The sequence below is a fragment of the Alteromonas sp. ABH4_454 genome (genome assembly GCF_056311775.1).
On the sequence record NZ_CM149972.1, the window covers coordinates 4,277,878 to 4,289,718 of the forward strand.

The 11,841-nt window shown below is 44.0% G+C and carries 12 protein-coding genes; 7 read left to right on the top strand and 5 right to left on the bottom strand.

What is annotated here, in order from left to right; all coding sequences use genetic code 11:
* Positions 1 to 35: 35 nt before the first annotated feature.
* The 5 genes from ACYX4W_RS18660 (at position 36) to ACYX4W_RS18680 (ending at position 3,406) form a co-directional block, all read left to right on the top strand.
* Positions 36 to 440, top strand: a complete 405-nt coding sequence (locus ACYX4W_RS18660) for a rhodanese-like domain-containing protein (RefSeq protein ID WP_474805249.1) — start codon at positions 36 to 38, stop codon at positions 438 to 440.
* A 120-nt stretch (positions 441 to 560) separates the two neighbouring features.
* Entirely contained in the window at positions 561 to 962 is a 402-nt protein-coding gene (locus ACYX4W_RS18665; protein ID WP_071952535.1) for a DUF2721 domain-containing protein, read from the top strand.
* Positions 959 to 1,555, top strand: a complete 597-nt coding sequence (locus ACYX4W_RS18670) for a GNAT family N-acetyltransferase (RefSeq protein ID WP_476074180.1) — start codon at positions 959 to 961, stop codon at positions 1,553 to 1,555. Before ACYX4W_RS18665 ends, ACYX4W_RS18670 begins: the two co-directional genes overlap by 4 nt.
* Before the next feature lie 39 nt (positions 1,556 to 1,594).
* Positions 1,595 to 2,953 carry an NAD(P)/FAD-dependent oxidoreductase gene (locus tag ACYX4W_RS18675; protein ID WP_476074181.1) on the top strand — a complete coding sequence of 453 codons (1,359 nt, stop codon included), beginning with the start codon at positions 1,595 to 1,597 and terminating at the stop codon, positions 2,951 to 2,953.
* Between the two features lie 99 nt (positions 2,954 to 3,052).
* Entirely contained in the window at positions 3,053 to 3,406 is a 354-nt protein-coding gene (locus tag ACYX4W_RS18680; protein WP_474805242.1) for a DUF1428 domain-containing protein, read from the top strand.
* 15 nt (positions 3,407 to 3,421) lie between these two features.
* On the opposite strand, the gene ACYX4W_RS18685 is transcribed toward ACYX4W_RS18680, so the two are convergent.
* The 4 genes from ACYX4W_RS18685 to tyrS all read right to left on the bottom strand — a co-directional run bounded on the left by ACYX4W_RS18685 (position 3,422) and on the right by tyrS (position 6,991).
* Positions 3,422 to 4,111: a hypothetical protein gene (locus ACYX4W_RS18685; protein WP_476074182.1), complete on the bottom strand. Its 690-nt coding sequence runs from the start codon at positions 4,109 to 4,111 to the stop codon at positions 3,422 to 3,424.
* The gene (locus ACYX4W_RS18690) at positions 4,108 to 4,635 is read right to left on the bottom strand and encodes an RNA polymerase sigma factor (RefSeq protein ID WP_476074183.1); all 528 of its coding nucleotides are present in this window, start codon (positions 4,633 to 4,635) and stop codon (positions 4,108 to 4,110) included. The genes ACYX4W_RS18685 and ACYX4W_RS18690 overlap by 4 nt, the downstream gene beginning before the upstream one ends.
* Before the next feature lie 65 nt (positions 4,636 to 4,700).
* Positions 4,701 to 5,408, bottom strand: a complete 708-nt coding sequence (locus tag ACYX4W_RS18695) for a hypothetical protein (RefSeq protein WP_476074184.1) — start codon at positions 5,406 to 5,408, stop codon at positions 4,701 to 4,703.
* A gap of 383 nt (positions 5,409 to 5,791) precedes the next feature.
* Positions 5,792 to 6,991 (bottom strand): tyrosine--tRNA ligase, encoded by a 1,200-nt coding sequence (gene tyrS, locus ACYX4W_RS18700; RefSeq protein ID WP_474805235.1) that lies wholly within the window; start codon positions 6,989 to 6,991, stop codon positions 5,792 to 5,794.
* A 423-nt stretch (positions 6,992 to 7,414) separates the two neighbouring features.
* Between tyrS and ACYX4W_RS18705 the strand changes: the two genes are divergently transcribed.
* Together ACYX4W_RS18705 and ACYX4W_RS18710 are read left to right on the top strand one after the other, a co-directional pair.
* A complete protein-coding gene (locus tag ACYX4W_RS18705; RefSeq protein WP_476074185.1) occupies positions 7,415 to 8,740 on the top strand; it encodes an OapA family protein in 1,326 nt (441 codons plus the stop codon).
* 7 nt (positions 8,741 to 8,747) lie between these two features.
* Entirely contained in the window at positions 8,748 to 9,950 is a 1,203-nt protein-coding gene (locus ACYX4W_RS18710) for an anhydro-N-acetylmuramic acid kinase (RefSeq protein ID WP_476074186.1), read from the top strand.
* Between the two features lie 53 nt (positions 9,951 to 10,003).
* On the opposite strand, the gene fucP is transcribed toward ACYX4W_RS18710, so the two are convergent.
* Positions 10,004 to 11,341: an L-fucose:H+ symporter permease gene (gene fucP, locus ACYX4W_RS18715; protein ID WP_476055935.1), complete on the bottom strand. Its 1,338-nt coding sequence runs from the start codon at positions 11,339 to 11,341 to the stop codon at positions 10,004 to 10,006.
* Positions 11,342 to 11,841: the final 500 nt, after the last annotated feature.

The following is an 11,841-nucleotide window of genomic DNA, read 5'->3' on the forward strand; positions in this document are numbered from 1 at the left end:
CTAAAATATCAGTAAGAAGGTAAGAGCATCATTTCATGCGGATTGTTGTTGCGGGTTTTCTAGTTATTGTTAGTGTTGCATTATTCGTTTCGCTTCAGTGTACAGCGAAAGCGACCGCACAAGCTTCTGTTGCCGCTTCGCCTTATCTTATCGAACGTGTGGCTAATAATGACTGGCTGCTTATTGATGTTCGCTCACCTAAAGAATTTGCCGATGGCCACATTCCTGGTGCCGTGAATATGCCCCACGAGAACATCAATGACTACCTCAGCGAATTAGAAGGCCACAAAAACAAACCTATCATCATTTACTGCCGTTCCGGTAGACGCGCTAAATTGGCGATGAAAGTGTTGGAAGAACTCGATTTTTCCGAAGTCATGCATTTAGAAGGCGACATGTTAGGCTGGAGCGCGGCAGGCATGACAGTTGACAGAATGTAGTCTAGTTGCTTTCCCCTGAAAACCACGCAATGCGCTAAAAACCAAGCGCTTAGCTGATGACTGTGTGTAACGCATCCCCTGTGATACACTTCTTTTATTCGACGATTGCATGAAACACCTATGAAAATAGATATTGCTACTCCGGCTATGTTATTTCCGGCAATTTCTTTATTGCTTCTAGCCTATACCAATCGCTTTTTAACCCTTGCGACTATCATCCGAAACTTTTCAAAAGAAGAGAAAGATGACAATACTCAAGCGCAAATAAAAAACCTTCGGTTGCGCATTCAACTGATTAAACGTATGCAGATCGCAGGGGTGGGCAGCTTTTTTCTTTGTGTGGTCTCAATGTTGGCCATTTACCTTACATATCAACAAGTAGGCAACTGGGTATTCGCTGCAAGCTTAGTGTCGCTACTATATTCACTATGGATGTCGGTAAGAGAAATTCTGATTTCTGTAGAAGCGTTAGATGTTCACCTTGATGGGATGAAAAATGCCCCTCATAAAGAAAAAACATGACGCCAACCAATCACATGAATCATTTAATTCAAAGCGATATAACTTACGAGCATTTAGCGCCTGAGTTTTTTCAAGGCGTGATTTCTCTTGGTAATTACGTACATGGTGACAACTACCTCACTAGCGAGTTACTAGCTGACTACTATGCTAAAAGCTTTATTGGCGACATTAATGCTAGCTGGGTAGCGCTATACAAAAATAAGGTAGTGGGTTTCAGACTGACCTTCGCACATACGCAGTGGCAAACCGATGAGTGGTGTACGCCTACTCTTTGGCCCGTAGAGTCAAATACCGTATGTTATTTTAAATGCAACACTGTAGACCCCGCCATGCAGGGTTGTGGAATTGGCAGTGCGCTATTACGCAAGTCTATAAAGTGTGCGGAAGCTCAAGGTGCAGAAGCGGGTTTAGCACATATTTGGTTGGCAAGCCCGGGCAATAGTGCATTTAAATACTTCACCAAAAATGGCGGCCAATTGATAAAAAAACACGCCAACAAATGGCGCTACGCATCTATTCACGAGGGCTATGATTGCCCAGTCTGTGAGGGCTACTGTGAATGTGAAGGTGCGGAAATGCTACTACAATTCTAATGCCCAACATGACGTAAACGCTCACAGCCATCTTATTTTATGACCTACGATCCTCTTATTTCTCGCGGCGTTTCATCAATGCTTCCCGCGCCCAAAAGCTACTGGCATGCTACGCATAAAGTGCCAACACTACCGCCTTTGAACAAAAAGGTTAATTCCGAATACCTCGTTATAGGTGGTGGCTATACGGGCCTATCCGCTGCAATCACGCTTGCTCAAGCTAAGCAGGATGTTACGCTACTTGATGCAAACTCGCTCGGATTTGGCTGTGCAGGCCGCAACGGCGGTTTTATCCTCTCTGGAAGCGGTAGACTGTCATTAAGCGCTATAGAAGATAAATGGGGTCATACAATCGCCACGGGCATGCAGGCCGAGTTTGATGGTGCCGTGGATTTGCTTAAAAAGCGTATTACAGACTTTGATATGCAGGTCGATTTAGTAGAAGGACCTTATTTAAAATTGGCCCATAACGTCAAGCAAGCCGAGCAACTATGCGCCAGTGCTAATCGTCTAGCATCAAACTTCAATGTACCAAGCACTCCCCTCTCTTCAAAAGACCTTGCAACCCATTTTGATATAAACGGGGCTTACGGTGGCGTTGAACTTGAAGGTGCATGCTTACACCCTTTAAAGCTGGCAAGTGAATATGCAAGAGTAGCTAAAGAACTTGGTGCCACGCTTTTTTACGACTCTCCTGCCATTCGCATCGAAAAGCAAAAAACAGGGTTCCTTGTCACCACGCCAAGCGGCTCAGTATCAGCTAAGCATATACTCATTGCTACTAACGCCTATACTCCCAAACGCTTTCACGACAGCGTAGACAATAAGCAATTCCCCGTACAGTCGAGCATTTTTGTTACCGCCCCTTTAAATAAGGAACAACGCGCTTCGACCGGGTTGACCACCCCCATGAGCTTTATGGATACGCGGATGATGAAGTATTACTACCGTGTGCTGCCAGATGGCAGATTGTTATTCGGTGGTCGTGGTGCCGTAAAAGGCAAAGATGCAGATAACGCTTCAGAAAAACAGCGCTTATACCGCGCTATAGTTAAAAGCTTCCCCTCACTTAGCGGAATCGCCATGGATTATTTTTGGAGTGGTTGGGTGAGCGTGTCGCTAGATAGCATGCCACGTATTTTCGTAGACAGTGAAGCCAGCAGTAATAACGCAAACCGTTCTGCTTATTCCATCGGTTATGCTATGGGGTATTGTGGTTCAGGGGTTTCCTTTGCCGCCTTTGCCGGGCAGCGGCTTGCTCAACGAATGATGGGCACAAGCGACCTCGACTTATCTCTTCCTATTTATCAATCGCCCCTTAAAAAATACCCATTTCCCAAGGCAAGAAGACTAGCGCTGCACGGTTTATATCAGTGGGCTAAAATTGCAGAGCGTTAGTCTTAGTAGATTGTTTACGAAAAGTCTGCCGTATTCACCATTGCGCACTGTTCGTTATTTAGGCTATGTTAGTATTCTAATCACTGACGGAGCCACCTCATGTCATACATCGATGCCTTTGCTGTAGCCGTTCCCACAGAAAACAAAGCGTTATACATTGAACACGCCAAACTCGCTGGCGATATTTTTAAAGAGTATGGTGCCACTAAAATTCTTGAAGCTTGGGGTGACGATGTACCCGACGGTGAGATAACGTCTTTTCCTTTAGCGGTACAAGCCAAAGAAAATGAAACCGTGGTGTTTTCTATCGCGTTCTGGCCATCAAAAGAAGTACGCGATACTGCGTGGAAAAAAGTAATGGAAGATCCACGAATGCAGGAGAACGAAAACCCCATGCCTTTTGACGGTAAACGCCTTATTTACGGGGGCTTCGTACCAATGCTGGAATTATAACACTATCAGTTTCAGCTATTTCATATCCTCTATTTTCTTTAGCGCCGACGGCAAATCGGCGTTTAGCTTTTTGTACCTGCGGTATACGATATAGACGACCACGCTGTTTATCACCAGCTGCGTGCCCCACAGAGTATAGGCGTTGAACATGAATACGTTGAAAATGGCTAATACAAATAACCCACACCAAAGTGCTGCACACCCATAAAGACTAATTTTCCAGTAATGTAACTGCTGCTGTAGCTGGGTTTGTTTAAATGACAGCATCGAATGCACATCTAACGTTTGAGCTTTCCACTGTTTTTGTCTTACCCGATATCCCCATACCCCAAAAGCGGCAGGGATAGGCGCCAGTACCGTGAATAACAAAAATTGGTACGTGGAGAGCGGCTCAAACAATACCAAAGTCAAACACCACACTGAAACCGCAAGCCCGAGTAGCAAATCAACGGCACCTTTTAGTTTTAGTTTAAACCTCACGCTTTTGATTTCTTTAAACAGTGAATCTGTATCTACCGAAGGGGTTGCATTCTTATAGGCACTTTGCCACTGTGAAAATTGCTTATCTAACTCGCTCATTTGCGGGCTGTTGGCGCTAGTATCTGATTCTTGGTCACGCACACCTTCTCTGTATTCGCTAACGAGTTTTTTATCCTCGCTAATAGCTTTTTTATCTTCGCTAATCACTTTTTTGTTGTCGCTCATGGCTGCTGCTCCATTACCTGAGTAAGCTGTTGGCGGGCTCGAGCTATTCGCTTGGCGACAGCGCCCTCGTTGATGCCCAACATATTGGCTATTTCTATCTGACTGAACCCTTCTAGCATCATAGAAAGTACCTGTCTGTACTTTATTTCTAGCTGACGTAAGCCTGTCATAAGATCCATCGCATTCTCTTGCATCGTCGCATCACGAGATGAACCGGCGCCCGATGCATTAGAGGGGTCAAATTCTCCGTCGTGGGTGAACTCTTTGTGTCGCTGCTCTTTAATTACGTGGTCTACCGCCTTGTTATGCGCAATTTTGGCCACAAAGGTTTTCACACTCGCCTCACCGCGAAAGCCACTATCACTACCTTTCGAAGCTCCAACAAAGGCGCGCCAGACCGCCAGTGACATTTCTTGTATCAGTTCATCTTGAAGTGATTTATTGGCCTCAAACGTTGCGGCAATACGCGCCATAAGCGGCGCGTATTCACTGAGCAGTTTTTCTATTTGAATGGTTTCTTTCACTGCAATTCCATTTTTATTCTTATTAATTCCACGCATTAAATAGCTGGTAACTTTTTTGTTGTCGATTAGCGAAACAAACGTTGGTAAGCAATAAAGCACACACAAGAAACAACAGGGCCGAACACTAACCCCGACAGTGCGAAGGTATAAGGTGCAAGTGCAACTGTTAAGAAAATCATGGCACCTATTACCAACATTGGCTTATAAGCTCCCGCTACTGTAGCAATACTATTTGAAAATGACGCTGAAAGTGAAAGATGCTTTAAAATAAGCAACATAGGTACAAATAAAAGCAGTAGGTTTATTGGTGTTGCCGAGCCCATCATTAGGCTTACTTTCCACGCCGGTACTTCTACCACATTACCGCTTGCTAATGCCGCTACTGGTTCTGCTCCCATTAACATAGCGCCAATTTGAAACTGCATCCATGCGATCAACGGACCGGTTAAACTCCAAAGTGCGATGTTTGCCCATGAACGTACGGTTCCGCCCGTTAAGCTTACCTTGCCTTTTACCGCTAAATTAGCAATGGCCAACCACATTACTGTGGCTAAAAGCGGGCTTACCCATTTAGATATCCCTAAACCTACAGGACCTGCCAAAGCCTGCATAAGGCCAGCAGTAAGTAGCGTAGCAAATGAGAGCCCTAATAGTTTAAATGGCGCTTTTGCAAAAAGCTGCCAGCCCTCTTTAAGCCATGTGAGCGCTTCTTTAGCTGGAAGACTTTGGTTAACTTGTTGGTATGTTGCACGGGTTGTAGTTACAGTTGTCATCACATTATCCTTTCGCATTGCGTAAGCGTATATTTAAAGGTCAGTTGACCTAAGTATCATTGGAATTTCACCCAGGCTGCTACGCGTAAACTGCTCATCGTACAGTTGGGATTATTGTTTAACTTTTCCCCTATAGACGATGGCTATGACAAAAAACTGACAAACTTTTTTCAAAAAAAGTGAATAAAATTAAAAATACAATTAAATCAACCATTTAAACAATAAAAAGCAAATCCCTCACGCCCAAACGGGAAGTACAACGCTGTTGCATATCAGCAAAAAATCCTTTTTTTAGAAAGTTCGCCCTTTCTTGAACGAGATATTTAAGGCAAAAAAAAGCCCGCTTAAATAAGCGGGCTTTCCAATACTAGCTTAGTGAAGCGTTAAGCTAACGTGATACGGGCAAACTTGCGCTTACCTACCTGATAAACGTTTTCACCTTTTTCAGTGAGCACTAAACGGGTGTCTTCTACTTTGTCGCCGTTTATTTTAACTGCGCCCTGTTTGATCATGCGCATGGCATCTGACGTTGAACCAACAAGTTTCGCTTCTTTTAATAAATTGCCGATAGCGATGCCTTCTTCACCTAGCGCTACTTCAAGCTCTGGCATGTCATCAGGAATAGCATTTTTCTGGAAGCGTTGAATAAAGTCTTGGTGCGCGCCTTCAGCGGCAGCATCGTCGTGGAAACGAGCGATAATTTCTTTTGCCAACATGATTTTGATATCACGCGGATTTTCACCGCCTTCAACGCGCGCTTTAAGCTCTGCTATCTCTTCTAACGGACGGAAGCTGATAAGGTCGTAGTAACGCCACATCAAGTCATCAGAGATAGACATCACTTTACCAAACATATCGTTTGGCGCGTCTGTGATACCAATGTAGTTGTTCAATGACTTCGACATCTTTTGAACACCGTCTAAGCCTTCAAGTAGCGGAACCATCACAATTGACTGCTGCTTTTGGCCTTGCTCTTTTTGAAGCTCACGGCCCATTAGCAAGTTGAAACGCTGGTCAGTACCGCCCATTTCAACGTCTGACTCAAGGGCTACCGAGTCCCAACCTTGCACCAGTGGATATAGGAATTCGTGGATAGCAATAGGCTGGCCGTTGTTGTAGCGCTTCTTAAAATCATCACGCTCTAGCATACGCGCCACGGTTTGGCTTGCCGCAAGTTTGATCATACCCGCCGCACCAAGACCGTCCATCCACTCAGAGTTAAAACGAATTTCCGTTTTATCTTCATCAAGGATCTTGAACACTTGTTCTTGATACGTTTTAGCGTTTTCTAATACCTGTTCTTTACTTAAAGGCTTGCGTGTGACATTTTTACCTGTAGGATCGCCAATTAGGCCAGTAAAATCACCAATAAGAAAAACAACTTTGTGGCCTAGTTGCTGGAATGTACGCAACTTGTTGAGCAACACAGTATGACCTAGATGCAGATCAGGCGCAGTTGGATCAAAACCCGCTTTAATGGTTAGGGTTTTGCCGGATTTTAGTTTTTCAATTAAATCCTCTTCGGGGAGTATTTCATCAACGCCCCGTTTAATCTCAGCTATCGCTGTTTGCCAATCTTTCATTTGTTAATCACACTCTACATAACTGTACATTCAATATTGGCGGGCATTTTACGCGTACAACGGAACCATTAAAAGCTTTGCGCGTCAAAAAAGGATTACAAACAGTCATGTTGTTAAACCCAACAGCTTTGAACGCAAAATTAGCGTATTAATATAGCTGAACTGAAAGAGAGGGGAAGGGCTTTCGCAAACACGCGGTAACCCCACCCATGGGCGCTCCGCCACCGCTTCCCTGCGGTGGAAAGTTTGCTCCAACCCTCCCCTTACATTCACTGATATTTAGATAGCGCATTATGTAATTGCGAGTTTAAGAGCTATTGGGTGTAACAATTTGCGCTAACAAAATAATGAGAAAAGTTGCATTTTTAAGCAACGTATGTGAAATAGTGTTGTGCACATAACATTTCTCAGGTGGGTTGTAGTATGAGAAAGAAATTAGACGCTTCTAAAGCGCTACATTTATATAAAAATTTACCTAAGCAACATAGAACCGGCATTGCTATCGCAAGCTTGTTTCTTGGCGGGCTTATCCTTTTGCCGTCGGAGTCTGTAGAGGCTAGCCGTCATCAAGAGGCACATATCTTAGACGCAGGTGTCCGCTACCCTGTAGATCTTAACATTACACCGTCAACCGACGTTTTTTCGAATGAAGAAGAGTCTACTTGGCAAACGTATAAAGTGCGAAGTGGCGATACCCTAGCAAAGCTTTTTAAGCGTGCAGGGTTCACATCGCGCGATGTTTACAATGTGACTCAGGCTGGTGAACTAACAAAAACGCTTGTTACTTTACTGCCTGGCGACGAATTATCGTTTAAAGCGAACAAAAACGGTAGCTTCGGCGAGTTAAAGTACAAGCTATCTTCAACAGAAACACTGTTTGTACGTCCGGATTCGACTGATGAGAACAGCGCCTTAACTGCTGAGCTTGAAAAGCGAGATGTCGACATTCGCTACAACTTCGCCCAGGGTGAAATTCACTCAAGCTTTTGGAATGCCGCGAGAGATGCTGGGCTTACCAGCAACCAAATTATGAATTTGGCAGGTATTTTCGGCTGGGATATTGATTTCGCGATGGAGATTCGTTCAGGCGATACGTTCAACGTTATTTTTGAAGAGCAATATATTGATGGCGAATTCGTAGGATACGGCGATATCGTAGCGGCTGAATTTACCAACCAAGGCGAACAGTTCAGTGCAATCCTTCATGAAGACGGTACCTACTACACCCCGGAAGGTCGTAGTATGCGCAAGAGCTTCTTACGTGCGCCGGTTAATTTCAGATATGTCAGCTCTAACTTCACGAAGGCACGTTTCCACCCAGTACAAAAACGCTGGAAAGCACACCGTGGTACCGACTACGTAGCAGCCGTTGGTACACCAATTATGGCCGCTGGCGATGGAAAAGTTATCAAAGCAGGCTATGATAAATATAACGGTCACCATGTATTTATTCAGCACGGCGAGAAATACACCACTAAGTACCTTCACTTTAAAAAACGTGCGGTCAAAGTCGGCGACATCGTTAAACAGGGTCAAACGGTAGGTTACCTTGGAAGTTCTGGCATGGTGACTGGTGCGCATCTTCACTATGAATTTTTGGTAGATGGTGTGCATAGAAATCCACGCACCGTAGAACTGCCAAAAGCTTTACCCATAGCAAAGGAAGAGCGAGAAAGATTTATGGAAATTGCAAAACTTCGTCAGCAGCAACTCAATAACAACAAACGTATTATGCTCGCGATGAAATAGTTGCGCTATGGCGAAATATATTGGCTTGATGTCAGGCACTAGCATGGACGGCGTTGACGCCGTCCTATGTGACATCACTGCAACGACGTGCAAAACGCTTTCAGCACATACAATTCCCTACCCTAGCGAACTGCTTCACGCGCTTAATGATTTGTGTAATGAAGGCCCTGACGAGCTCAATACGCTCGGCATTGCAGATAGACTCGTTGCAGAAGCCTTCTCAGAAGTTACTCTAGCGTTACTTGATAAAAACAATCTTAAAGCATCAGATATCACTGCCATTGGCTCTCATGGTCAAACAGTGCGTCACTATCCAAATTCTGACGTGATGTCTGCCCATTTTTCTAGCCCTTCTATCCGAGGCTTCACTTGTCAGATTGGCGACCCTAACACTATCGCTGCGCTCACCGGCATTGATGTTATCGCCGATTTTAGGCGCAAAGATATTGCGTTAGGCGGGCAAGGTGCGCCCCTGGTCCCCGCCTTTCACAATGCGGTCTTCGCCAGTGAAAATAGATATCGAGCGCTGGTAAATATTGGCGGCATCGCAAACATTTCATTGCTTGCGCCAAAGCAAGATAACATACCACCTAGAGGGTTTGATATCGGGCCAGGTAATACCTTAATGGACCAATGGATTAGCCTACATTTAAATGAAAGTTTCGATAAAGACGGGAAATGGGCCGCGACAGGACAATGCCATAGCGGCTTACTAGGCAGGTTTTTATTAGATAACTACTTTTCTTTACCCGCACCTAAGAGTACAGGTAGAGAGCATTTCAATATTGATTGGTTAAGCAACGCCCTTGCTGATTATTTTCCCTCTAGTGCAGACCTGCAAAGCGAAGAAGAAAACAACAATTTAGCTCCAGAAGATGTTCAAGCCACTTTGCTTAGCCTTACCGGCAGCACCATCGCTCAGGAAATAATGAAACACCTCCCAAAAGCGAGCAATGCGAACTTACAAAGTGAAGTGATTGTGTGCGGTGGCGGCGCGTTTAATAAAGCGTTAATGGTCTATTTAAACAACGCTTTGAGCGACTATGCCGTAGCTGACAGTTATGCTCTGGGCATACATCCACAGCATGTAGAAGGCACTGCGTTTGCGTGGTTTGCACATGCTTATTTGCATGATATTCCCGGTAATGTGCCTACAGTGACTGGCGCTTCAAAAGCAGCGGTTTTAGGTGCGCTATTTAAAAAAGCATAAAAAAGAGCCACTGATGCAATCAGCGGCTCTTTGATACCATTCATTCAGAAGTACTATTTAGCGATTTCCATTTCCATATCTTTTAGTGTGCTAACATCACTATCAGACTGTGGTTTAGCAATGCTCTTTTTGGCTCGCATATCGAAATAACCATAACCGCCCACAAGTAAAAAGCAGATGGCTGGTACGACATAAGATACAACCACACCAGCACTGTCAATAATGGCTGCTTGGAAGAGTGGCATGATAGCGCCGCCGAGAATCGCCATCACAAGGCCAGCTGCGCCTAGTTTGGTATCTTCACCCAGCCCTTCAAGCGCAATGCCGTAAATCGTTGGAAACATTAGTGACAAACAAGCAGAGATAGATACCAATGCGATTACGCCTGCTAAATTAGGAGACTGTGTCATGAAGATACATAGCGCCATGGCAACCAGTGACATGATCATTAGTAGTCTAGCTGGGTAGAGATATTGCATTACCCACGTCATCACAAAGCGAGAAATTAGAAATACAATCATGCTGTACTGTAAGATTTCGCCACCACTCACCTCATTGCCGCCAGTCGCTTTCATCGCATATTGAATAGTGAAGGTCCACACGCATGTTTGTGCGCCAACGTTGAAGAACTGAGCCAATACACCAAAACGGTAATGCCTGTTAGCAACTAAGCGCTTAAGCGATGCGCCCAATTTAACGTCTTCCACACTTGACTCAACCGATTCTTGAATTGGCGCTTTAATTAGGAAGATAGCAACCCAAACTAAAACAAGCACACATGCCATACCTACGTAAGGAAGCATTACTGCATCAAGCTCCGCCCCTATCACGTTTTTAAGCTCGCTTACTGACATGGCGGCACGCTCTTGTGCAGATGCTTGATTCAAATTTGGCAATATAAGTGTTGCGGCCAAAAATACACCTAAATTGGTACCGACAGGGTTAAACGCTTGCGCTAAATTTAAACGACGTGTCGCACTTTTTTGATTTCCCATCGCCATAACGTAAGGGTTGGCCGACGTTTCAAGAATAGATAAGCCACCAGCCAATACAAAAAGAGCGGCTAGAAAAAAACCATAAGTCATAGTTTGGCTAGCAGGGTAGAAAAGAAATGCTCCCGCGGCCGCGCAGCCTAATCCTGTCAAAACGCCTGTTTTGTAAGAAAAGCGCTTGTTAATAAAAGCAGCAGGAATGGCTAAGCAAAAATATGCGCCATAGTAAGCAAATTGAACCAGTGCCGATTGCAGAGACGACATAGTAAATATCTTACTAAATACCTTTACCAAAGGGTCTGTCATGTTCGCAGCCACACCCCATGCAGCAAAGCAAATCGTTAACAATACAAAGGGAATCAGTGTGTCTTTGGAAACCAAAGGGGCGTTGTTTTTCATAAAAACGGCCTTTCGCTTGTAAAAAATTAGTTAAGCAATTTAAGCACCGACCATTTCCCCTGTCAATAAATCAATTTAATTTATTTATACTAAAATACGTTAAGAATTAGACTTTATATTTAGATGAGTATTAACAAAATAATTCCACCCACTTCTATTCATTACACCAACAAATAAAAATCCATTTAATAATCAGCATGATACATGGACAAGCTAACTAACCGAAAAAATTTTTTCGTGACGCGTTCATTTCCAAGAAACCATTTTTTTATTAACCAAAAATACACAAAATTAGAAAATCAAGTAAATAAACATGGTTGATTTAATGACAAAGGTTCGTTAAATTTCGTCAAAAGCATAGACATGTTAAAACGCTGTAACGAGAGCCCGCTCTGATTTATCTAGCGTCAACAAAGAGTTAGCAAAGAATGTGTAGATGCCATCAGTCACACGCTCGTAACAAGCTACGGCTCATAAACATTTTTAATTGAGAGAATAAC